The sequence below is a fragment of the Lentzea sp. HUAS TT2 genome (genome assembly GCF_051853195.1).
In the GTDB taxonomy this organism is placed as follows: Bacteria; Actinomycetota; Actinomycetes; order Mycobacteriales; family Pseudonocardiaceae; genus Lentzea.
In genome coordinates this window covers 1,814,214-1,837,103 of sequence record NZ_CP196667.1, presented here as the reverse complement: position 1 = coordinate 1,837,103, position 22,890 = coordinate 1,814,214, and the positions used below count along the sequence as shown (strand labels likewise).

20 protein-coding genes are annotated in these 22,890 nt (G+C 68.9%); 14 read left to right on the top strand and 6 right to left on the bottom strand.

What is annotated here, in order from left to right:
- Positions 1 to 13: 13 nt before the first annotated feature.
- Positions 14 to 2,056 (top strand): hypothetical protein, encoded by a 2,043-nt coding sequence (locus tag ACSHWB_RS08945; protein ID WP_439661615.1) that lies wholly within the window; start codon positions 14 to 16, stop codon positions 2,054 to 2,056.
- A 192-nt stretch (positions 2,057 to 2,248) separates the two neighbouring features.
- On the opposite strand, the gene ACSHWB_RS08940 is transcribed toward ACSHWB_RS08945, so the two are convergent.
- On the bottom strand, positions 2,249 to 3,217 hold the full coding sequence (locus tag ACSHWB_RS08940) for a helix-turn-helix domain-containing protein (RefSeq protein WP_439661614.1): 969 nt from the start codon (positions 3,215 to 3,217) through the stop codon (positions 2,249 to 2,251).
- 142 nt (positions 3,218 to 3,359) lie between these two features.
- Here ACSHWB_RS08940 and ACSHWB_RS08935 point away from each other — a divergent pair, with 142 nt between their 5' ends.
- The 5 genes from ACSHWB_RS08935 (at position 3,360) to ACSHWB_RS08915 (ending at position 9,284) form a co-directional block, all read left to right on the top strand.
- Positions 3,360 to 4,004, top strand: coding sequence for a dTMP kinase (locus ACSHWB_RS08935; RefSeq protein WP_439661613.1), 645 nt, complete (start codon positions 3,360 to 3,362; stop codon positions 4,002 to 4,004).
- Between the two features lie 76 nt (positions 4,005 to 4,080).
- Positions 4,081 to 4,911, top strand: coding sequence for an SAM-dependent methyltransferase (locus tag ACSHWB_RS08930; protein ID WP_439661612.1), 831 nt, complete (start codon positions 4,081 to 4,083; stop codon positions 4,909 to 4,911).
- A 185-nt stretch (positions 4,912 to 5,096) separates the two neighbouring features.
- A complete protein-coding gene (gene mtrA / locus ACSHWB_RS08925) occupies positions 5,097 to 5,774 on the top strand; it encodes an MtrAB system response regulator MtrA (RefSeq protein ID WP_030471262.1) in 678 nt (225 codons plus the stop codon).
- 10 nt (positions 5,775 to 5,784) lie between these two features.
- Positions 5,785 to 7,551, top strand: coding sequence for an MtrAB system histidine kinase MtrB (gene mtrB / locus ACSHWB_RS08920; protein WP_439661611.1), 1,767 nt, complete (start codon positions 5,785 to 5,787; stop codon positions 7,549 to 7,551).
- The gene (locus tag ACSHWB_RS08915) at positions 7,548 to 9,284 is read left to right on the top strand and encodes an LpqB family beta-propeller domain-containing protein (RefSeq protein WP_439661610.1); all 1,737 of its coding nucleotides are present in this window, start codon (positions 7,548 to 7,550) and stop codon (positions 9,282 to 9,284) included. The genes mtrB and ACSHWB_RS08915 overlap by 4 nt, the downstream gene beginning before the upstream one ends.
- A gap of 113 nt (positions 9,285 to 9,397) precedes the next feature.
- Here ACSHWB_RS08915 and ACSHWB_RS08910 read toward each other — a convergent pair whose 3' ends face one another.
- A complete protein-coding gene (locus ACSHWB_RS08910; protein ID WP_439661609.1) occupies positions 9,398 to 10,015 on the bottom strand; it encodes a ComF family protein in 618 nt (205 codons plus the stop codon).
- Positions 10,016 to 11,003: 988 nt separating this feature from the next.
- Between ACSHWB_RS08910 and hpf the strand changes: the two genes are divergently transcribed.
- Positions 11,004 to 11,672 (top strand): ribosome hibernation-promoting factor, HPF/YfiA family, encoded by a 669-nt coding sequence (gene hpf / locus ACSHWB_RS08905; RefSeq protein ID WP_439661608.1) that lies wholly within the window; start codon positions 11,004 to 11,006, stop codon positions 11,670 to 11,672.
- A gap of 355 nt (positions 11,673 to 12,027) precedes the next feature.
- Positions 12,028 to 14,973 (top strand): preprotein translocase subunit SecA, encoded by a 2,946-nt coding sequence (gene secA, locus ACSHWB_RS08900; protein ID WP_439661607.1) that lies wholly within the window; start codon positions 12,028 to 12,030, stop codon positions 14,971 to 14,973.
- 197 nt (positions 14,974 to 15,170) lie between these two features.
- On the opposite strand, the gene ACSHWB_RS08895 is transcribed toward secA, so the two are convergent.
- Entirely contained in the window at positions 15,171 to 15,539 is a 369-nt protein-coding gene (locus ACSHWB_RS08895) for an Rv3235 family protein (RefSeq protein ID WP_439661606.1), read from the bottom strand.
- A 108-nt stretch (positions 15,540 to 15,647) separates the two neighbouring features.
- Between ACSHWB_RS08895 and ACSHWB_RS08890 the strand changes: the two genes are divergently transcribed.
- Both ACSHWB_RS08890 and ACSHWB_RS08885 read left to right on the top strand, forming a co-directional pair.
- Positions 15,648 to 16,058, top strand: a complete 411-nt coding sequence (locus tag ACSHWB_RS08890; RefSeq protein WP_439661605.1) for an HAD-IA family hydrolase — start codon at positions 15,648 to 15,650, stop codon at positions 16,056 to 16,058.
- Positions 16,059 to 16,142: 84 nt separating this feature from the next.
- Positions 16,143 to 16,442 carry a hypothetical protein gene (locus tag ACSHWB_RS08885; RefSeq protein ID WP_439661604.1) on the top strand — a complete coding sequence of 100 codons (300 nt, stop codon included), beginning with the start codon at positions 16,143 to 16,145 and terminating at the stop codon, positions 16,440 to 16,442.
- A gap of 5 nt (positions 16,443 to 16,447) precedes the next feature.
- Here the strand turns inward: ACSHWB_RS08885 and ACSHWB_RS08880 are convergent, their stop codons facing one another.
- A complete protein-coding gene (locus tag ACSHWB_RS08880; RefSeq protein WP_439661603.1) occupies positions 16,448 to 17,194 on the bottom strand; it encodes a TrmH family RNA methyltransferase in 747 nt (248 codons plus the stop codon).
- A gap of 105 nt (positions 17,195 to 17,299) precedes the next feature.
- On the opposite strand from ACSHWB_RS08880, the gene ACSHWB_RS08875 reads away from it, so the two are divergent.
- The 3 genes from ACSHWB_RS08875 (at position 17,300) to ACSHWB_RS08865 (ending at position 20,017) form a co-directional block, all read left to right on the top strand.
- Positions 17,300 to 17,965 carry a phosphotransferase gene (locus tag ACSHWB_RS08875; protein ID WP_439661602.1) on the top strand — a complete coding sequence of 222 codons (666 nt, stop codon included), beginning with the start codon at positions 17,300 to 17,302 and terminating at the stop codon, positions 17,963 to 17,965.
- Between the two features lie 172 nt (positions 17,966 to 18,137).
- Positions 18,138 to 19,529 (top strand): WS/DGAT/MGAT family O-acyltransferase, encoded by a 1,392-nt coding sequence (locus ACSHWB_RS08870; RefSeq protein WP_439661601.1) that lies wholly within the window; start codon positions 18,138 to 18,140, stop codon positions 19,527 to 19,529.
- The gene (locus ACSHWB_RS08865) at positions 19,526 to 20,017 is read left to right on the top strand and encodes a DUF6912 family protein (protein ID WP_439661600.1); all 492 of its coding nucleotides are present in this window, start codon (positions 19,526 to 19,528) and stop codon (positions 20,015 to 20,017) included. The genes ACSHWB_RS08870 and ACSHWB_RS08865 overlap by 4 nt, the downstream gene beginning before the upstream one ends.
- Here ACSHWB_RS08865 and ACSHWB_RS08860 read toward each other — a convergent pair.
- Complete coding sequence (locus tag ACSHWB_RS08860; RefSeq protein WP_439661599.1) at positions 20,014 to 20,838, bottom strand: GNAT family N-acetyltransferase; 825 nt, start codon at positions 20,836 to 20,838, stop codon at positions 20,014 to 20,016. The genes ACSHWB_RS08865 and ACSHWB_RS08860 overlap by 4 nt on opposite strands.
- Positions 20,838 to 21,224, bottom strand: coding sequence for a VOC family protein (locus ACSHWB_RS08855; protein WP_439661598.1), 387 nt, complete (start codon positions 21,222 to 21,224; stop codon positions 20,838 to 20,840). The genes ACSHWB_RS08860 and ACSHWB_RS08855 overlap by 1 nt, the downstream gene beginning before the upstream one ends.
- Positions 21,225 to 21,260: 36 nt before the next feature.
- Between ACSHWB_RS08855 and pruA the strand changes: the two genes are divergently transcribed.
- Positions 21,261 to 22,889 (top strand): L-glutamate gamma-semialdehyde dehydrogenase, encoded by a 1,629-nt coding sequence (pruA, locus tag ACSHWB_RS08850; RefSeq protein ID WP_439661597.1) that lies wholly within the window; start codon positions 21,261 to 21,263, stop codon positions 22,887 to 22,889.
- The last annotated feature ends 1 nt before the right edge of the window (position 22,890 follow it).

Here is a 22,890-nt window from a genome sequence, read left to right as displayed (position 1 = left end):
TTTTACTGACCAGGTGCGGACGACCATCATCAAGAAGACCCTGCGCGTGCCCACCTCCGACGGCGCGCCGGGTGACGGCGCAGCGATCGCGCGCCAGTTGGACGCCGCGCTGATCAGGTCGGGGTTCAAGGCCAGCCGTGATCTGCTGGAGCACGTGGGCGCCCTCGCTGATGCCGAGGAGTTCGCCGCCGAGGTCGTGCGCGCGGTCAAGGAGCTGATCGGTGCGCGCGGCCAGCACAACCCGTACTTCAAGGAGTTCCCGCACAACGTGCCGGACACCCTCGCGTTCTGGTGGGAGTGCCTGCGCGACGCGCTGGAGCAGGGCATCGCGCCGACGAACAACCTCCTCGACCTGCCCAAGTACGGTCGGGTCCAGCACTCCTACGAGGAGATGCTCCAGGCGCACGACGAGCTGATCCCGTCGTTGAAGGACCGCATCACGGTCGTGCACCTCGGTGGCACGCTCGACGACGAGGTGCAGCGGCTGTTCGAGGAGCTCGCCACGAGCCCGATTCCGTTGGCGGAGAACGACAGGGCGTTGCTCGGCGAGCTGGCCGTGGTCGGTGCCGACGGCGAACTCGACGTGCCCGTGCGGGAGAACCGCGCGATTCTCAACGCCGCGCGGCTCGTCGCGCAGCGGCCGCTCCAGGACGTCGACACCGTCACCGACGTGCTGCGGCTCGCGGCGGAGGCGTCCGGGGGAGACGTGACGCTGCAGGAACCGACGCGGTTCCGGTCGTTCCGCCGGCCTGAGCGCAGGGCGTTGCTCGGCGCGTTGAACGAGGTCGCGGAGAGCAAGCTCGGTGACGTCGGCCAGAACCGCGAGGCGTGGAAGCGGCTCGGCGAGCGGTTGCACCCGCACGAGTACCCGTTCGAGCGGGCGCAGGACGTGTTCGCGGTGGCGCGCGGGGAGAAGGTCGCGCGGTCGTTCGCCGGGCAGGTCGAGATGGCCTTCGCGGTCAACGACATCGAGCGCGCGACGAGCATCCTCGCCAACGCGCCGGGCATGTTGTTGCGGCAGCTCGACCGGCTTCTCCGGCACGGGGCCGAAAATCTCGCTCAGCGCGTGGAAGCGGCGGTGCCGGAGGTGTCGAGTCGCGTCCTCATCTCGGTGCTGGAACACCTGTCGAACCGCACGACGCCGGACACCGCCCGCGTGTTCGCGAGTCGTGCGCGCAGGGTGTGGATCGCCGACGACAACCGCGAGCCGCTCGATCCCCAGGCGGTCGGCGCGATCGTCGAGGTGGTCGAGAACGAGCTGGTCCGCAGGCTGCCGGAGTACTCCGAGCTCGTGGTGGACGACGAGGTGCTCGACGTCGTGGTGCCGGTTTCCGGTACCGAGGAAGGCTTCGGAGTGCTCCCGCGCGGGTCGAAGCTCACGTTCGACGGCGACGTGCTGCGGTTCTTCGTGCACTGGCGGCAGCACGCCAAGCGGACGGACTACGACCTGTCCGCGGTGCTGCTGGGCGAGAACTTCGAGTTCAAGGGGCAGGTGTCGTGGACGCGGCTCAAGGGTGAGGGCGCGATCTACTCGGGTGACGTCACCGATGCCACGGACGGCGCCACGGAGTTCATCGACCTGCACCGCACCGCGTTGGACGCCAAGTACGTCGTGCCGCAGGTGAACGTCTACTCGGGGGAGGGGTTCGACGAGGTCGCCGAGTCGATGTTCGGGTTCATGAGCCGCGACCTCGACCAGATGGGCAAGCCGTTCGAGCCGAGCACGGTTCGCGCGCGTTCCTCTATGCGCGGCAAGGGAAAGGTCGCGTTGCCGGTGATGTTCGAACGGGAGGGCGACTCCTGGTTCGGCACGTGGCTGCACCTCTACCTGCGCGGCACGTCGTGGGGCAACCGGGTGGAGGAGAACCGCGACGTCGTGAAGCTGATCGCGGCAGCGGCGTTGCGGCGCAAGTACTTCACGGTGGCCCGCGTGCGAGACCTGTTCGCGCGCAAGCAGTCCACAGTGGATGCTCCGGCGATCCGCATCGGGTTGACGCAGGACGGGACCGGAACCGTCACGACGGTCGCAGAACTCGGGAAACTCCTGTCGGACTGACCCAGGTCGCTGCTACCGTGGAAGACGCGAGGCCATGAGAGGGCTTCCTTCTAACTCCGGAACCGGAAGGGTCTTCGGACCGCCGGTCTTTAGCCCTCTCGCTTTCCTCGCGCTCGCTCAGGGGACGTGTGTCCGCGGAATGCGCGGACCGCGTCGCTCACAATGTCCTCTGGGGACGCCCCAGGCCCGGGTTCAGCTCCACTCGACGGCGATGCCCGCGATCCCCGGCCCGACGTCGCCGAAGTACGCGCTGACGACGCCGCCGAGCCCGCACACCAGCTCGTCGACGTCGACCGGCGTGGCGTCGGCCGAGGCCAGGAACTGCTTCATGCAGCGCGCGGGCATCGCCCGCCGGTGGAACGAGAGCTGCACGAGGTAAGACCCGCAGGTGTCGCGGAACGTCCGGTGGTGGCCCGGCGTCGCGTTGCCGGTGTCGTCGGCGATCGTGAAGCTGAAGACGTGCTCCTCGCCCGCCGCGAGCCGCCGGTCGAACAGCATCTCCACGGCGAGGTTGCGGGAAGCGCTTTCCCGGCGCAGCCGCCCCTGCCTGCAGCCTTCGCCGGCTCTCACCATCGCGTTCTCGATCAACGAGCCGTCGTCGCCGTGGTGCATCGCCAGGTACCTGTCAGGTCCCTGTCGCACCGCGCGCACGACCAGCCGTGTGGTGATGGACCGCTGCTCGCGGTGCATGCCTATCTGGACGGTGTCGTGCACGGAGAGCACTTCGAGGTCGGCGTTGCCTCGCGCGGCCTCGGGCACGGAGTCGAACGTCGCGAGCAGCGGCGCGGAGTCCGGCCAGGTCGCGACCGGGCGTGGTGCGTAGGTGTTCGCGTTGCGCGGGCCGATGAGGTCCAACAAGGACGACGGCGGCAGACGCAGCACGGTCTCCAGCGCGCGCACTGTGCTGATGGCGCGTGGCACCTCGGGATGGCGCAGACCGCGTTGCCAGTACGAGAGCGTCGACTGGCCCACTTGGACACCCAGTTGCTCGAGATGTGCGCGCAGCCGTGCGAGCGAGAGGCCCCGGTGGGCGATCGCCTCGCGCAATGCGCGGTGGAACGGCCCGTAGCGCAGCGTCTCGGCGAGAGGGGTCGGCAGACCCCCGGTCGGGTGCCCGATCGGTTCGTCGACCGACCCGGCGTGCCCGGAATCCGCGGCCACCGCGGCACCTACCCTTCACACGCGCCGTGTGACTGTTCACCGTAGTCACTCGTTCTGGTGATCGAAAGATCGGATTTCGCCCGTGTGGGGGACGGGCTGCGGCCGTGTGAGTGGCCGGAACCGGTCCAGTTAGTGTTTCGGCGTGGGAAAGCTCGTAGTGATCGAAGGCCTGGACGGTGCCGGCAAGCGCACTCTCGCCAACGGGTTGACCGAGGTGTTGACCGGCCAGGGCAGGACCGTGGCCAGCCACGCGTTCCCGCGCTACGGCCAGAGCGTGCACGCCGACCTGGTCCGCGACGGCCTCTACGGCAGGCTCGGCGACCTCAGCGACTCGGTCTACGGGATGGCCGTTCTGTACGCGCTGGACCGTCGCGGTGCGGCCGACCAGATCCGCGAGGACCTCGAAAAGCACGACGTGGTCTTGCTGGATCGTTATGTGGCGTCGAGTGCCGCGTACAGCGCAGCGCGTCTGCACCAGGACGAGCACGGCGATTTCGTGCGGTGGGTGTACGAGCTCGAGATCGAACGCTTCGGGCTGCCCGTTCCCGATCTTCACCTGCTGCTGCGCGTGCCCGTGGAGGTCGCGGCGGAGCGGGCGGCGAAGCGCGAGCAGGCCGACGACTCGCGGGCCCGTGACATTTACGAGTCCGATGGCTCGCTGCAGGCGCGGTGCGGGGTCGTTTACGACGGATTGGCGAACATCGGCTGGCTCGCGCCGTGGCAAGTGGTCGATGGGCGGTCAAACGTGAACTTTCATTCGCTTCTGGAACCGCTCTTCACTCCTTGAGTGGTCGCTCACGTGCGTACCGATTGACACGATCGAGTGTCAGACAGGTAACGGTGAGTGAATAGGAGATCGTAATTTGAAGCGTGTACTGCAGCGAACCCCGGTCGGTGTCGCCCGTACGGCGGTGCTGATCGCTGCCGCCCGCGCCAACGAGCAAGGTCATCTCCGCCGCCTCTTCGACGACCCGCTGGCCGCAGTACTCGTGGAGGCCGCCGGCTCCGCGAGCGACCTCAACGGCGTGCGCACCCTCGCGGGCGACCACTTCGTCCTGCGCACCCGGTACTTCGACGACGAGCTCCTCGCCTCGGCCAGCCCCCAGGTCGTGCTCATGGCGGCGGGCCTCGACACAAGAGCGTTCCGCCTGCAGTGGCCGCCGGGCACAACACTCTTCGAGCTCGACCTGCCAGAGCTGGTCGAGTTCAAGGAGGACGCCCTGCGCGACCGGCTCGCGCAGCCGACCTGCGACCGCGTCGTCGTCCCGTGCGATCTGCGGGACGACTGGGCGACAGCGCTCATACGCGCGGGGTTCGACCCGAAGAGGCCCACGGCGTGGTTGCTGGAGGGCCTCTTCATGTTTCTGCCGCCGGACGCGGGCGAGCAGATCATGTACTGGGTGAGCGCGATGTCCGCCAGTGGCAGCACGCTCGCGCTCGAACACGTCAACCACGCCTTCCGCGAGCTGCCGCAGATGAAGGCCGTCCACCAGCGGTTCGACGCGCTGGATGCCCGCTGGCAGTCCGACGTGGAGGACCCGGTCGAGTGGCTCGGCGGCTACGGCTGGGACGCCACGGTGACGCACCAGGTGGACCTGGCCGCGCGCCACGACCGCCCCGTACCGGCGATCACCGACCCGCTGAAGGTGGGTGACGCGCGCATCTGGCTGGCATCGGCCGTTCGCGCAACCTGACAACACCTGGTAACAAAAGGTGATCCTCGCGCGGATACTCCCGCGACGAACAGGTCAAACGGGGCGAGGTGGGGTACGTGGAACGACAGTTCCGGCCGGTTACCGAACGAGCGCACATCGCCACCAGCAGCAACGGAACGTGGGCGGTGCGCGAACGTGCGACCGGGAGTGCGACGATGTTGAGCATGAAGGCACGCGTGCTCGTCGTCGATGACGACCCCGCCCTGGCGGAGATGCTGACGATCGTGTTGCGCGGGGAGGGCTTCGACACCGCGGTGGTCGCCGACGGTGCCCGTGCCCTGCCCGCGTTGCGCGAGCTCAAGCCCGACCTCGTGCTGCTCGACCTGATGCTGCCGGGCATGAACGGCATCGACGTCTGCAAGGCGATCAGGTCCGAGTCGGGCGTGCCGATCGTGATGCTCACCGCGAAGAGCGACACGGTCGACGTGGTGCTGGGCCTCGAGTCCGGCGCGGACGACTACGTGGTGAAGCCGTTCAAGCCCAAGGAGCTGGTGGCCCGCATCCGGGCGCGCCTGCGCCGCACGGAGGCCGAGCCGTCCGAGGTGCTGCAGATCGGCGACCTCACGATCGACGTCCCCGGCCACGAGGTGCTGCGCGAGGGCAGGCCGATCCAGCTCACGCCGCTGGAGTTCGACCTCCTCGTCGCGCTGGCTCGCAAGCCGCGCCAGGTGTTCACCCGCGAGGTGCTGCTCGAGCAGGTGTGGGGCTACCGCCACGCCGCCGACACGCGTCTGGTGAACGTGCACGTGCAGCGGCTGCGTTCCAAGGTCGAACGGGACCCGGAACACCCCGAGGTGGTGTTGACTGTCCGCGGTGTCGGGTACAAGGCCGGCCCTCCGTGACAGGTGGCGTATGAAGTTCGTTCGGCCGGCCATCGCGAAGGCGCAGTTCCTCGTCGAGGAAGCGCGTAAGCGATGGTCCGCGTTTGGTGACCTCTGGCGTCGTTCGCTGCAGCTGCGCGTCGTCGTGTCCACGCTCGCGCTCTCGTCGGCCGTGGTGTTCGTGCTGGGCATGGTGCTGCAGATGCAGATCACCAACCAGCTGCTGAACACCAAGGACGAGGCCGCGGTGCGCCAGGCCATGGCCTCGCGCAACCTGATCCAGTCCGATCTGGTCGGTCTGAATCCCGGCCCGGACAGCGTGCAGACGCGGTTCACCAGCGCGATCAACAAGCTCGCTGTCGGTGGCGCCGGTACGGACGCCACGACGGCGGGCGCCGGTGCGTTCGAGCCGGTGCTGGCCGACGGGCAGAGCTCGGCCGGTGTCGGGCGCGTGCCGTCCGTCGGGAAGCTCGAGGACGTTCCGCGCGGTCTGCGCGAGATGGTCGAGGACGGCGGCTCCGGCACCCAGATCCACACCGTGCAGCGCGACGGCGTGCAGACCACGTTGTTCGTCGTGGGCCTGCCGATCAGCACGTCCGCGCGGTCGATGCAGCTGTACCTGATCTTCCCGCTGACCTCCGAGCAGCGCACGGCCGAGGTCGTGCAGTCGACCCTGGCGGTGGGCGGCATCGTCCTGCTGGTCCTGCTGGCCCTGATCGCGAACCTGGTGACGCGCCAGGTGGTGCGGCCGGTGCGGCAGGCGGCCGAGGTCGCGGAACGGTTCGCGGACGGCACTTTGCACGAACGCATGCACGTCGTCGGTGAGGACGACGTGGCGCGCCTGGCCGAGTCGTTCAACGAGATGGCCGAGTCGATCCAGGCGCAGTTCAAGCAGCTGGAGGAGTTCGGCCAGCTCCAGCGCCGGTTCACCTCCGACGTCTCGCACGAGCTGCGCACCCCGTTGACGACGGTGCGCATGGCCGCGGACGTCCTGCACGCTTCTCGCGAGCAGTTCCCCGCCGGGCTCGCCCGTTCCACCGAGCTGCTGGTCGACGAGCTCGACAGGTTCGAGTCGCTGCTGGGCGACCTGCTGGAGATCTCCCGGCTCGACGCCGGTGTCGAGGAACTGACCGCGGACCAGGTCGACATCCGCGTGCTGGCGCGCAGGGCGCACGACTCGGTGCGGGCCATCTCGACGAGCGCCGGTTCGCCGGTGGTGCTGGACCTGCCGGACGCCGAGCTCGTCGCCGAGCTGGATTCCCGGCGCGTGGAACGGATTCTGCGCAACCTGCTCGCGAACGCCATCGACCACGGCGAGGGCCAGCCGGTCGAGCTGACCATGCGCGGCAACGACCACGCGGTCGCGATCACCGTGCGGGACCACGGTGTCGGGCTGCGCCAGGGCGAGGCCGAGCTGGTGTTCAGCCGCTTCTGGCGCGCCGACCCGTCGCGCAACCGCCGCACCGGCGGCACCGGCCTGGGTCTGTCGATCTCGCTGGAGGACGCCCGTCTGCACGGCGGCTGGCTGGAGGCGTGGGGCGAGCCCGGCCACGGTGCCGTGTTCCGGTTGACGTTGCCGCGCAGGCACGGCGACGAACTGCGCGAGAGCCCGTTGCCGCTGGCGCCCGCGATCGAGCTCGAACCCGTGACGGTCGTGGAGGAACCGATCGCCGAGGAGGAGCCCGGCGAGATCAAGCTGCGGCCCGAGGAGATCACCTGGCAGCCCGCGGAGCCCGTGGACGGGGTGCCCTCGGACAAGGCGGCGAAGTCGGACGAGGTTTCGGAGGAAGTGCGGTGAAGCGGCTGTCGTTGCTGGTGCTCGTCCTCGTGACCCTGGCGGGGTGCGCCGCGATCCCGACGAACACCCAGCCGAAGCCGATCGGCTCGAAGGACAGCAAGGCGTCCAACACGCCCGTCGCGCCGGAACCGCGCCAGAACATCGACCCGTTCACGCTCGTGCGCGACTTCCTCAACGCGACGGCGAACCCGGACAGCGACTACGCGGCGGCCCGCGCGTTCATGACGCCGGACGCGAACAAGAAGTGGGACACCAAGAACCCCACGATCATCGAGACCGGCTTCTCCACCGTGCCGACCTCGCAGGCTCCGCAGGACAAGGCGCAGGTCGTTCTCCTGCAGGGCAAGTACGTCGGCCGGCTGGGCAGCGACAACGCGTTCGTGCCGCAGCTCGACGACTTCCGCATCCCGGTGAAGGTCGAGCGCAACAGCGACAACCAGTGGCGGATCTCCGAGCCGCCGCCCGGCGTCTTCATGCCGCAGAACCTGTTCAACACCACGTACCGCCGCGTGACGCTGTACTTCTACAACCCCGAGTTCACCGTGCTGGTGCCGGATCCGCGCTACGTCGTGATCCCGCCGGCGACGAGCATCCCGACCCGCGTCACGGAACTGCTGATCGCGGGCCCCGGCGACGCGGTGCGCGACACGCTGGTGAGCGCGCTCGGCCAGGACACGGACAAGTTCGAGGACACGCACGAGTCCGACGACGGCGCGCTGGAGGTGAACCTCACCAACGTGGGCAAGGACCTCACCCCGGAGAAGCGCAAGCAGATCGTCGCGCAGGTGGTGAAGTCGTACTCGGGCGTCACCTCGTCGCGCGTGCGCGTGCTCGTCGACGGCCAGCAGATCCTGCCGGACCAGCGCGACTACCGGCCGTCCGACGTGTCGGCGACCGCGGGCGAGGCGTTGCTGGCGCTGAACGCGAACCTCCAGGGCATGATCGTGGCGGACGGCACGGTCCGCTCGCTGACCGACGGCACCCCGATCAAGGGCCCCGCCGGCTCCGGCGTTTACGGCGTCGTCTCGGCCGCCCAGTCGCTGGACGGCTCACGGCTCGCCGTGGTGACCCGCGCGGGCGGCGGAATGCGCCTGCGCGTGGGCGAACTGGAGCAGGACCTGTCCGAAGTGGACCTGCGCGCGACCACGCTCTCCAGACCGACCTGGCAGCTCTCGAGCGGCCCGAAGGAACCGGGCGCCGAGGTCTGGACCGCGGTCGACGGCACCTCCGTGACCAGGGTGACCCGCTCCGACAACGGCAGCTGGACCGCCAAGGGCGTCAACACCACCGACATCGCGCCGTTCGGCCCGATCGGCGAACTGCGCCTCTCGCGCGACGGCACCCGAGCCGCCCTGGTGATCGCCGGCAAGCTCTACGTCGCCTCGGTGGTGCGCAACAACCAGGACGTCGCCCTCCGCGCACCCCGGCAGCTGCAGCCCACGATCCTGGGCTCTGCCGTGCAGTCGATCGACTGGCTCTCGCAGGACGTGCTGGTGGTCTCCTCCTCGCTGCCCTCGTGGCCGGTCACCAAGGTCTACACCGACGGCTACAAGATGGACCGCTACAGCCAGTCCAACCTCACCGTGCCGGTGGGGTCGGTGGCGGCGGCCGCTGCTCGTCAGGTGCAGGTGGTGGATCCTTCCGGGCTTTGGTCGGCTTCGGACATCACGGACGTTTGGCGGTCCAGCATGATTCGGGTGCCGATGGGTGCGCTGGTGTTCTACCCGGGCTGATGTGGCCGGGTTGGTGGGTTGGCTGGACGCGGTCGGGTGGACGGCTCAGGGCTGATACGGCGGAATCCGGAGCCGCAGTCCAACTACCCGCGCGGCCCCTGCTGCTCAAGCTGCTACTCCCCAGGCCGGTGCGGCCGAGCCGAAGTCAGCACCAGCACCGCGTTGGTCCGCACCCCAGCCTGCCGCAAAGCGCGAACACAAGCCGAAGCCGTGGCCCCAGTGGTGATCACGTCGTCCAGCAGCACCGTGGTGCCCGGCGGCGCAGGCCCACACACCTCCACCCGCCCAGCCAGGTTCCGCCGCCGCGCCCCGGCCCCCAACCCCACCGAATCGGCCACTCCAGCCCCAAGCCGCAACACCGGCGCGACAGCCGCGATCTCCACCTGACGGGCGATCCGGACCATGTGGTCCCCACCCCGGTCGCGGGCGGCGCTGCGGCGTGAGGGCGCAGGGATGAGCGTCCACGGTGGAGGGCCGAGCGCCACGAGGGTCGCGGCGACCGCGGCGCCGAACCACGCTGCGAGAGCCCGTGCGCCCCGTTCCTTGAAGGCGAGCACCAGTTCCCTGGCGGCGCCGTGATAGGCGGCCAGCGTCCACACAGGCGGGCCGACACCGGGGACCTGGAGCCGGGCAGGCGGGCCGAACGAGGCGAAGCACGTGGCGCAGCAAGGAGTGCCGGGGCGGGCGCAGCCGGAGCAGGTGGCCGGCAGGAGCAGGTCGAGTGCTGTCATGGGTTCGAGGATGGCGGCGGGGTCTGACAGAAAATCGCGGGTTGAGACGCGGGAGGGCTCGAACGGGGCCGTGCGGGGACTTTCGGCACCGCCCACAAGGGTGAAGTTCGGCCGGTGTTGTCGATCTCCGCGAGGTCTCCGGCGACGAGGAAATGCCTGCTCGGCATCAGTTCTGTGACGACGCGGCAAGATCCTGTTACTCGTTTCGACCCGTTTGTCCCAGCCTCTGTCGGGCGGGTGTTTCAGAACTGAGTCGTCCGCACATCGGGCTGTCGATCAAGCGCCCTGGAGCGCGGCGATCACCTGCCGGGGTGACCGCCACAGGCGTCCGCTACACGGGCCTCTGGTTAACGATTATTCACGTATCGAGCTGACCAGCGGTTATTCATTTGAATGAGTGGGAGACGCGCTGCGGCGATGATCGACTGCCTTGTGTGCCAATGGGCGAAATCCCCCGTTCGGCCGGGCGTGACAGGGCCGTGATCGGGCGTTCCGGCCCCGCAGTTCGGTCACAAGAAGTGCGGTCGAGTCCACGAAGTGGTTCGGAATCGATCTCTTCCGGGTTTCGGGAACATGACGCGGGGGTGGTCCGTTGGCTGGGTATGAGGCCACGACCGGGACCGTTCGACGCAGCGACGCTGCCGTCGAGTGCAGGCCCGGTGGTGCGCCGTTCGGGTGAGCGGGGTGTGGATGGGCCGCGTTCGGGGCACGCTTGGCACACGGCTGACGACGCGTTGTCGTCGCGCTGCGTAGTCACCGAAAAATCTCGTCGTTCCCCCGGCAAGGGGGCTTACGCGACGGTGAATCCCAAGCTAACGTGCACCGCTATCAGCGTTCCCGGCCCGCGGGGAGGAGGCGAACAGCCCATGATCCTGGCGCCGTGAGAGCTGAGGGAGACGACCCTCTGCGACACATCCGCGATCGAAGATCGCCACGGCGCTTTAAAGCAGTCCAGCCATAGCTCGCAGCAAAGCGAGGGAGGTCGTGTATGGACATCGTCGTTAAGGGCCGCAACGTCGAGGTGCCCGATCACTACAGGGTTCACGTCGCCGAAAAGCTGGCCCGGCTTGAGCGCTACGACCGCAAGGTCATCCGCTTCGACGTGGAGCTTTTCCACGAGCCGAACCGCCGTCAGTCCAAGAACTGCCAGCGGGTCGAAATCACCGGCAAGGGACGTGGACCCGTGGTCCGTTCCGAAGCCTGCGCGGGTGACTTCTACGCCGCGCTCGATTCAGCGGTCGCGAAGCTCGAGAACCGTCTGCGTCGGTCTCACGACCGCAGGCGCGTCCACCACGGGGCCCGCGCCCCGATCTCGGTGGCCGAAGCGACAAGCGGACTGGGCGAAGGCTCGTCCGCAGGCGAAAGCATGACGTCGCGCCGCGCGAAGACCGCGGTGCTCGACGCACCCGAGGCCGACTACGAGGGCATGGCGGAAGTGCCCACGCAGCGTTGGGACGACGGCCTCGAAGACAAGTTGCCCGGACGCGTCGTACGCGAGAAGGAGCACGCCGCCAAACCGATGACCGTCGACCAGGCCCTCTACGAGATGGAACTGGTCGGACACGACTTCTACCTGTTCGCCGACACCGAATGCGGGCGCCCCAGTGTCGTCTACCGCCGGAAGGGATTCGACTACGGCGTGATCAGGCTGGCCTGACCCGCGCGAACCCTCGTTCCTTCGACCGCCGCCGCCCCGCACCCCTCGCGTGCGGGGCGGCGGCGTGCGTTCACCCCAGGTCCCACCGCCGCGACGTTCACCGTGAAGGTGAAATCGGCGGGACCTGGAACCTTTGCGCGGTCCCCATACGTTCTCCACACCAGTAGCCGAGGTGGGGGCACCGGCGACAGGTGGCCTGGGAAGATCGCTGAAACAGCACCTGACCTGCGCAGACCAGGTCGGGCTACCCAATCCGCCTGTGTCCGTGCACACATCTTGGCGACTTGCCTACGATGGGCAGGGGAAAGGCGTCCGACGTGGGCGCGCCGCGATACAGGTGATGAGGTCTATCCAGATGGTGCTGTCCCGACTGCTCCGCTCCGGCGAGGGCAAGATGCTCAAGCGCCTCCGCAACATCGCACAGCACATCAACCACCTGGAAGACGAGGTGGTGGACCTCTCCGACGCCGAGTTGCGGGGCAAGACCGAAGAGTTCAAGAAGCGCTACGCCGAGGGCGAGTCGCTCGACGAACTGCTGCCGGAGGCGTTCGCCGTGGCCCGCGAGGCCGCGAAGCGCACCCTGGGCCAGCGCCCGTACGACGTCCAGATGATGGGTGGCGCGGCGCTGCACCTCGGGCAGATCGCCGAGATGCGCACGGGTGAGGGCAAGACGCTGACCTCGGTCATGCCCGTCTACCTCAACGCCATCGCCGGCAAGGGCGTCCACGTCATCACCACGAACGACTACCTGGCCAAGCGCGACGCGGACTGGATGGGCCGTGTTCACCGCTTCCTGGGCCTGACCGTCGGCGCGATCCTCTCCGAGATGACTCCGGAGCAGCGGCGCGCGTCGTACAACTCGGACATCACCTACGGCACGAACAACGAGTTCGGCTTCGACTACCTGCGCGACAACATGGCGTGGAGCCTGGACGAGTGCGTGCAGCGCGGCCACTACTACGCGATCGTCGACGAGGTCGACTCGATCCTCATCGACGAGGCCCGCACGCCGCTGATCATCTCCGGCCCGGCTGAGCAGTCCGCTCGCTGGTACACGGAGTTCGCGCGCCTGGTCCCGCGGATGCGCGGCATCGACGTCACCCAGCTCTCCCAGAAGGACCGCATCGAGGTCATCGAGGAGAAGTCGAAGTCGTACCACTACCAGTACGACGAGAAGAAGCGCACGGTCGCCGTCACCGAGCTCGGTGTGGAGTACATCGAGGACCAGCTCGGCATCGACAACCTGTACGAGGCGGCCAACACGCCGTTGGTGGGCTACCTGAACAACGCCCTCAAGGCGAAGGAGCTCTACAACCGCGACAAGGACTACATCCTCCGCAACGGTGAAGTCATGATCGTCGACGAGTTCACGGGTCGTGTGCTCTCCGGTCGCCGTTACAACGAGGGCATGCACCAGGCCATCGAGGCCAAGGAGAACGTCGAGATCAAGGCGGAGAACCAGACCCTCGCCACGATCACGCTGCAGAACTACTTCCGCCTCTACGAGAAGCTCGGCGGCATGACCGGTACCGCCGAGACCGAGGCGGCCGAGTTCCACCAGACCTACAAGCTGGGTGTCGTCGGCATCCCGACGAACCGCCCGCCGCAGCGCAAGGACCAGCCGGACCTCGTCTACAAGAGCGAGGAGGCGAAGTTCGACGCCGTCGCCGACGACATCGCCGAGAAGCACGAGAACGGCCAGCCGGTCCTGATCGGCACGACGAGCGTCGAGCGCTCCGAGTACCTCTCGAAGCTGCTGGTGCGCAGGGGGATCCCGCACGAGGTGCTGAACGCGAAGCACCACGACCGCGAGGCGCTGATCATCGCGAAGGCGGGCCGCAAGGGCGCCGTCACCGTCGCGACGAACATGGCCGGTCGCGGTACCGACATCGTGCTGGGCGGCAACCCGGACATCATCGCCGACCACGAGCTGCGCGACCGCGGCCTCGACCCGGTGACCACGCCGGAGGAGTACGAGGCCGAGTGGGCCAAGGTCGTCGAGGAGCTGACGACCCAGGGCAAGGCGGAGGCCGACGAGGTCCGCGAGGCCGGCGGTCTCTACGTGCTCGGCACCGAGCGCCACGAGTCGCGCCGCATCGACAACCAGCTGCGCGGCCGCACCGGCCGTCAGGGCGACCCCGGTGAGTCGCGCTTCTACCTGTCCCTTCAGGACGAACTGATGCGCCGCTTCAACGCGTCCATGGTCGAGATGGTCATGACGCGCCTGAACGTGCCGGACGACGTGCCGATCGAGCACAAGATGGTCACCCGCGCGATCCGCAGCGCGCAGACCCAGGTCGAGCAGCAGAACTTCGAGATCCGCAAGAACGTCCTCAAGTACGACGAGGTCATGAACCGCCAGCGCACGGTGATCTACGCCGAGCGCCACCGCGTTCTCGCCGGTGAGGACCTGCGCGAGCAGGTCGAGCACATGATCGAGAGCGTCGTCGAGGACTACGTCAACGGCGCCACGGCCGACGGGTACGCCGAGGACTGGGACTTCGACAAGCTCTGGACCGCCCTCAAGACCCTCTACCCGGTCTCGCTGGACGCGAAGGAGATCCTCGAGTCCGATGAGGACGTGACGCGCGAGTACCTGCGCGACCTCCTCGTCGAGGACGCGATGAACGCCTACCGCGCCCGCGAGGCCGACATCGACAGCCGGGTCGGCGAAGGCGCGATCCGCGAGCTGGAGCGCCGCGTCCTGCTGTCCGTCCTGGACCGCAAGTGGCGTGAGCACCTCTACGAGATGGACTACTTGAAGGAGGGCATCGGCCTGCGCGCGATGGCGCAGCGCGACCCCCTCATCGAGTACCAGCGCGAGGGCTTCGAGATGTTCAATGCGATGCTCGACGCGTTGCGCGAGGAGACCGTCGGCTTCCTGTTCAACCTCCAGGTCGAGGCGGCGGAGCCGGAGCCGCCCGCACAGCCCGAGGTCCCCGTGACCCTGGGTGCCGCGCCGCAGGCCCTGCCGTCGGTGTCCGGCAACGGTGGTGGCGGCGGTGCCCGCGCTCGTGCCCGTGCCGCGGCGGCCGCACAGGCGCAGGCGCAGCGGGAGCCCGATGCCCCCGCCGGTCCCGCGATGGCCCAGCTGGCCAGTGGCAACGCGATCCCGCCCGCCCTGCGCGGCAAGGGTCTCGGTGGCCCGGGCCAGCAGAACCTGAACTACAGCGGCCCGGCAGAGGACGGCGGCGTGGAAGAACACGCCGAGGCAGGCGGCGCGGCCGGCCAGCAGGGCGGCACCCGCAAGGAGCGCCGCGAGGCGGCCCGTCAGGCGGCGAAGAACCAGCGCAAGCGCTGACCAGCACCACGAGGAAGCCGGCGCGAGACCGCTGATCCTCAGCACCACCGGTGCGGGCCGCGTTCCTCCGGGAGCGCGGCCCACGCGGCGTTTCGGGCCTCCAGCGCCACGGTGAGGAAGCCAGACCGCTGATCCTCAGCACCACCATCGTGGGTCACGCTCCTCCGGGGTGTGGCCCACGGGGCTTTCCAGGCCCGTCAATCCAGCACCGTGAACGACGTGAACCACCACCGCCCACCCCGGTGCTCCGCTCGCCCGGCCACGGCCAGCACCCGCCCCTCCCGCCGCACGGTCACCGACACCTCGGCCACGAACCGCGACGGATGACAGACCCGAGGCACCCGGACCATCCGCGTGCTCCGGGAACAGACCAGCCGGCCCAGCCGGGCGGCCAGCGCGGGCACGGCCACCTCCCGCAGCAGCCGGGACGCACGCCGTCCGTCCAGCACCTCCAGCACGACCCCGACGAGCCGGGAGGCGTCGAAGGCGGGCGACGGTGGTTCCGGCACCGGCACCCACACCGGGCGTGACCGGGGCCGGGGGATGACGAGGCCGGAACCTCCCACCGGAGGCTCGTAGGCTGGCAGGCGGCGAACGACTGGGGGCATGCCGAACCAGGCGCGCCACCACCGTCATCAGGACATCGGGCACTCGAAAGTGGGTACCGTCCCAGAGTGCTCAAAGCCCTGGTGCTCGACTACGGCGGCGTCCTGACCGACCCCGGTGAGGACAACCCCGCGGAACCCCCGCTCCTCACCGCGCTGCGCAAGGCCAAGCAGACCGGCCTCAAGACCGCGCTGCTGTCCAACGCGGACGGGTGGTGGTACCCGCCGACCGTCTACACGGGCCTCTTCGACGCGACGATCATCTCCGGCGAGGTCGGGCTCGCGAAGCCGGATCTCGAGATCTACCTGCTCACGGCACGGAAGCTGGGCCTCGAACCGGGGGAGTGCGTCTTCGTGGACGACCTCATGGCCAACGTCTGGGGTGCCGCGGAGGCGGGCATGGTCGGTGTCCACCATCGGTCGACACGGTCCACCCTCGAGGAGCTGGAAATCCTGCTAGCGATCGCGCTCCGCGATTGAGGGTTCACCCCGCAGCGCATTGCCCCGTATTCGGCGACGCACTAACGTCGATTTGGTCAGCAGTCGGATTGCATAGGGGAGAAAATGCGAAGAATTGTCGCTTGCGTTGCAGTCGCCATTGCAGCCACGGCAATTGCATCACCCGCCCAGGCGCAGGAACGCGGTTGCTACGAGGACTACCTGAGGGACGGGCGCACGGTCGAGGTGTTCTGCGACGAGGGCAGGCCGGGGCGTTTCCGTGCCGTCGCGCACTGCACGAACGGCCTCGGGGTCTGGGACCAGTACGGGACGATCGGCCGGGTCAGGGGCGAGCCGTCGGTGGCCGCGTGCACCTCGCTGCTGGGGTACCCGCGGGTCAACGGGTACCACGTCGAATGGGTCTGAGCCCGCTACTGGGCCCGGCGCACCAGCTCGAAGCAGAGCACGGCCGCCGCTGACGCGACGTTCAGGGATTCCACGCCCGCCGCCATCGGAATCGAGAGCCGCGCCGTGATGTGCGGACGCACGTCGTCGGTGATTCCGGAGGTCTCACTGCCGAGCACAAAGGCAGTGCGCGACGGAAATGACGCGGAATAAATCGTGTCGGAAGCGTGGGAATCCAGCGCGTAAAGCGGATAGCCGGACGCGCGCAACAAAGCCGAGGCCTCCGCCGAGGTGCCGCAGCGCAGCACGGGCGCTCGGAAAGCCACTCCGGCGGAGGCCTTCACCACGAGCGGGTCGATCGAGGCGACGCCCCGGCGCGGCACGACGATGCCGTCGATGCCCGCGGCGGTCGCGGTGCGCAGGATCATGCCGACGTTCGCGGGGGTCGTGATGCCGTCCAGCACCAGCACGGACTTCATCCCGCCCTCTTCGAGGGCGAGCGCCAGCGGCTTCATGCGCGGCGCGACCACGTCGGCGAGCACGCCCTGGTCCTGCTTGCCGTTGCCCGCCAGCACCTTCACGCGCTGCGCGGTCGCACGCTGCACGGCCACGCCGCGGGAACGGGCCGCGTCGATGATCTCGTGCGCGGCCGCGCCTCGGGCCGTGTCGGCGAGCACCACCTTGTCGACCGTGAGCGCCGGGTCGTCCAGCGCTTCCAGCACTGGCTTGCGGCCGTAGACGGTGACGAAGCGGTCCTTGGGCGAGATCTCCACCGGAAGAGAGTGCCAGAGACAGGCACGTGGGGCTCAAACGGGTGAAGAGCTGCACTAGAGCCGTTCGGCCCTTGTGTTTCGGATCATATCGATGATGATCGTCACATGACGGCAGGTATGCGCAGCGTCGCGCAACGTCAACATCTCGCGAGCGGTCAGGACTCGGATGTGTTCATCCGGTCGGACGGCCTGCTCGTCAAACGCACGCGCACCGGCCGTGACCTGCGGCGCGAGGCCGAGATGATGTCGTATCTGAGCGGCTTCGGCATCCCCGTCCCGCGCGTGCACGAGGCCACCGCGGACGAGCTCGTGATGCAGTACGTGCCCGGCCCGCGGATGTCCGAGGAGATCGGCCGCAAGCCGTGGCTCGCGGGCAGCCTCGGCACCGAGCTCGCGGATCTGCACCACCGCCTCGACGTCATCCCCGCGCCCGACTTCCTGTCCGGCGAGGGCGATCTGCTGCACCTCGACCTGCACCCCGGCAACGTCGTGCTCGGCCCGGAAGGCCCCGTGGTCCTCGACTGGGCGAGCGCGACCAAGGGCGACCGCAGGCTCGACGTCGCACTGAGCTGGGTCTCGCTCGCCGTCGCCCACCTCGCACCGGTCATGAAGGTCACGCGCTGGCGGTTCCTCAGGTCGTTCATGGCCAACGTGGACCCGGAGGCGAAGAACGCGATCCCGGAGGCCGCGCGCATCCGGCTGGCTCGGCACGACCGTGATCCGAGGGAACGCGCCGCGCTTCAGAAGTTGATGGACCGCGAACGCCACTAGTGGCGTGGCCCGAAAGGTTGCCGAGCGAACTCGCGGTCAGACGGGTGCATCGTGGTGCCGCCCCCACGTCCTCGTACTGGACGTACGGGGGCGTGGGGGCGGCGCCACGAGGTGCCCTGCTGAGCGTGAGTTCACCGCCAACGTTTCGGGTCGCGCCACTAGGCTGGGTGGCATGCCGGACCGACTGTCAGCGCTGGACGCCTCGTTCCTGTACCTGGAGGACTCCACGACGCCGATGCACGTCGGCGGCGTGGCGGTGTTCCGACGGCCCAAGGCCGGGTTCGACTACGACAAGCTCGTCGACCTCATCGAGCAACGCCTCAGCCTCGTGCCGCGCTACCGGCAGAAGGTCGTGCAGGTCCCGGGCCGCATCGCGCGCCCGGTCTGGGTGGACGACCCCGACTTCGACGTCACCTACCACGTGCGGCGCAGCGCCCTGCCCAGGCCGGGCAACGAGACGCAGCTGGACGACCTGGTCGCGCGCCTGATGTCGCGCCCGCTCGACCACTCCCGCCCGCTGTGGGAGATCTACCTGGTCGAGGGCCTGGAGAAGAACCAGACCGCGGTCATCACCAAGACCCACCAGGCCATGATCGACGGCATCGCGTCGCTGGAGATCGGCCAGGTCATGCTGGACGTGTCGCCGACGCCGCGCACGAACGTCGAGAACCTCTGGATGCCGCAGCCAGAGCCCAGCTCGTTGCAGCTCGTGGCCGACGCCGTCACCGACATCGTGCAGCGCCCCGGCGAGCTCGTGGAGAACGTCCGCAGCGCGGCCCTCGACACCGTGAACACGGTCGAGAAGGTCTTCAACGCGTTCGGCGTGCTCGCGAGTGCCGTCCGCACCGTCGCGACGCCCGCGTCCGGCAGCCCGCTGAACGTCCGGATCACCTCGCCGCAGCGCCGGTTCGCCGTCGCCCGCGCCCAGCTCGACGACCTGCGCGCCATCCGCAAGCAGCACGGCGGCACCGTGAACGACGTGGTGCTCGCGGCGCTGAGCGGGGCGCTGCGCAACTGGCTGCTCAGCCGTGGCGAGAACGTCACCGGCAGCACCACGATCCGTGCGATGGCGCCGCTGTCCGTCCGCGAGGCGGACCCGGACTCCGGCAACAACGTGAGCGCCTACCTGGTCGACCTGCCGGTCGGTGAGCCGAACCCGGTCGTGCGCCTGCACCACGTGAGCCACGCGATGCGCGCGCACCAGGAGTCGGGCCAGTCCGTCGCCGCCGACGCGCTGGTGAAGGTCTCCGGCTTCGCACCGCCTACGCTGCACGCACTCGGTGCGCGCGCCGCGAGCTCGTTCAGTCGCCGGCTGTTCAACGTGATCGTCACCAACGTTCCAGGGCCGCAGGTTCCGCTGTACGCGGCGGGCGCGAGAATGACCGAGATCTTCCCGGTCGTCCCGCTCGCCAAGAACCAGGCGCTGGCGATCGGGGTGACGTCGTACGACGGCGGTGTGTACTTCGGGTTGAACGGCGACCGCGACGCCATGTCCGATGTGGACGTACTCGCGACCATGGTCGAGGAGTCGGTGGAGGAACTGATGGGGACGGCGAGCGCATGAGGGTCTACATCCCGGCCACGGTGCCGATGCTGCGCACGTTCGTCGAGAACGGCGAACTGGCTCCGGTCACCGGCACGGCCTTCGCGCTGACGCCGGCGCTGCGCGAGTCGTATGCGGCGGGCGACACGGAGGAGCTGGAGTACGCGGCGATGCTCGACGCCGCACGGGCCTCCCTGCGGCTGCTGGCCGCCGACGAGAAGGCCGAGCCGCGTCGTGCGGTGCTCGCGGTGGACATGGACGACGTGACGTTGCGTCCTGACCTCGACTTCTCGGTGGTGAAGGTCGGGGGTTCGTTCACGATGAAGAACGTCGCCGCCGTCCACCTGGACACCGCGGAGGCCGAGCAGGACGTGCGCGCGGCCGCGGACGTCATCGACGCCGCCGACCTCGGTGACCCGGACGCCGAGTTCGCTCTGGGCAGCGCCGAGGACCACGAACTGGCCTGGTACGCGGCGCAGGAGCTCCCGTTCGTGCTGGAGCTGCTCTAACGACGCTGGTCGTGCACCTCGGGCAGCGCTTCGAAACCGGCTGCCCGGTAGGTGGCGACGGCGCCGGCGTTCGAGCTCGGCGTGCAGACGAGCGCGCTGGACGAACCGAGCTCGCGCAACGCCGCCGTACCGGCGAGGGTGATCGCCTTGCCGAACCCCTTGCCCCGATGGTCGTGGTGCACGCCCATCGGTTCGATCAGCCCTGGCCTGCCGGGGCCCGCTGACCACACGGTGATCGCCGCCACCGCGTCGCCCTGGTGAAAAGCGACCAGGCTGCGCGCGTCGGCGTACGGCGAGCCCGTCGCCATGGCGTGCCAGCGCTCCTCGGTGAACGTCGACTTCTCGAACGACGCCCGGACCACGGAGGCGTGCACATCGGCGTGGTCGTGTCCGATGACCTCGACGTGCACGTCGGGATCCGGCACGGGGGCATCGAGATCACGGCGCAGCGGCGTCCACGGCTCGTCGGACTGCCAGCCGCGTTCGAACATCAGCTCCTGGAACCGCGTGCCCCGCGGCGACTCGACGTACACCGTCCCGGCGGGGAGGACACCGCGTTCGGGGGTGCCGATGTCGTCGGCCAGGCGCCGCGCCAGCTCCTCGTCGGCACGGGCGTCCGGCGCGATCGTGAACCGCAGCAGGTCGGCGCCGTCCAGCAGCCCGACGGCGACGATTCGCCCGTCGTGGCGCCAGGTCCGGATCGCCTCGTCGGTCGCCACGGGACCGAAACGCCGGTACCAGCCCAGATCTCCCGGATGGAGCTGGAACGGCAGGTCGTCGCGCTGCCACTCCCGCAGCGCCCGCACGGCTTCGTCCAGCATCACATTCCCTCTGCGGGTTCCCACAGTTCGATCCGGTTGCCCTCGGGGTCCACGCACCACCCGAACAGGCCGAACTCCGAGTCCTCGGTCTCGGGCAGCACCTCGACGCCACGCGCCTTCAGCTTGGCCATCAACGACACCAGGTCGTCGACGCGCAGGTTCAGCATCGTGCGCTGGTGGGGCTCGCCGATGTACTCCGTGTCCTGCGCGAACAACGCCATCGTCGTCGTGCCGGGGAGCTCGTTCGTCGCCGTGTCGAGCCAGTGGAAGGTGACGGTGCCCTTTTCGCTCATCGGCACGCCGAGGTTGTCGCGATACCAGGCGGCAAGGCGCACAGGATCTCGGGAACGCAGGAAAACCCCGCCGATGCCAGTCACCCGCGCCACCCGACGGACCCTACTACCGCGTGCCACGATGGGGGAATGGACGCAGTCACGTCTGCACCCGAACCGGTCAACGAACCCGTGCGCACCTACGCACCCGGTAGCGCCGAACGGGCCAGCCTGCAGGCACGCATCGCAGAGCTCGAAGGCACCTCGCACGAGCTGACGATGACCATCGCCGGCCAGCAGCGCATGGGCGGCGGGGATCGCATCGACGTCGTCCAGCCGCACGACCACAGGCACGTCCTCGGCGTGACGGCGCAGGCCACGAACTCCGACGTCGCCGACGCCATGCGCGCCGCCCAGCACGCCGCACCGGGCTGGCAGGAGCTGCCGTTCGACGAACGCGCCGCGGTGCTGCTGCGCGCGGCCGACCTGCTCGCGGGCCCGTGGCGCGACACCCTCAACGCCGCCACGATCCTCGGCCAGTCGAAGTCCGTGCAGCAGGCCGAGATCGACGCGGCGTGCGAGCTGATCGACTTCCTGCGCTTCAACGTCCACTTCGGCCGCCGCATCCTCGAGGAACAGCCGATCTCCTCGCCGGGCGTGTGGAACCGGATGGACCACCGGCCGCTCGACGGGTTCGTCGTGGCGATCACGCCGTTCAACTTCACCGCCATCGCGGGCAACCTGCCGCTGGCGCCCGCGTTGATGGGCAACGCGGTGATCTGGAAGCCGTCACCGACGCAGCAGCTGGCCGCGCACTTCACCATGCGGCTGCTCGAAGAGGCGGGCCTGCCGGCGGGCGTGATCAACCTCGTCACCGGCGACGGCGAGGCGCTGAGCCAGGTGGCGTTGCGGGACAGGTTCTTCGCGGGCCTGCACTTCACCGGCTCCACGCGCACGTTCAAGGCGCTGTGGCGGACCATGGCGGCCAACCTCGACAACTACCGCGCCTATCCGCGCGTCGTCGGCGAGACAGGCGGCAAGGACTTCGTGCTGGCACACGCTTCCGCAGATCCCCGTGCGCTCGTCACCGGGCTCGTGCGCGGTGCTTTCGAGTACCAGGGCCAGAAGTGCTCGGCGGCCTCACGTGCGTACATCGCGCGTTCGCTGTGGGAGGGCGGCGTCCGCGAGCAGCTGCTCGACGTCACGAAGTCGTTGTCCTACGGCGATGTCACGGACCTGTCGGCGTTCGGCGGCGCCGTGATCGACCACCGCGCGTTCGCCAAGCACGAGGAGGCCTTGCTGATGGCCTCCGCGTCCACTTCGGTCGAGGTGCTGGCCGGCGGCTCGTGCGACGACTCGGTGGGCTACTTCGTCGACCCGACGGTCCTGCTCGGCACCGATCCGCACCACGACATCTTCACGACGGAGTACTTCGGCCCCATCCTCGCCGTGCACGTCTACGAGGACGCGGACTTCCCGAAGATCATGGAGACCATCGACACCTCCACGCCGTACGCGCTGACCGGCGCCGTCTTCGCACGCGACCGGGCGGCCGTCGAACAGGCGCATCGGGCGCTGCGGTTCGCCGCGGGCAACTTCTACGTCAACGACAAGCCGACCGGAGCCGTGGTCGGGCAGCAGCCGTTCGGCGGGTCGCGCAGCTCAGGGACCAACGACAAGGCCGGCTCGATCTACAACCTGCAGCGGTGGACCAGCCCGCGCGCCATCAAGGAAACCCTGCTGCCGCAGACCGATCACCGGTACCCGCACATGGGGTAGC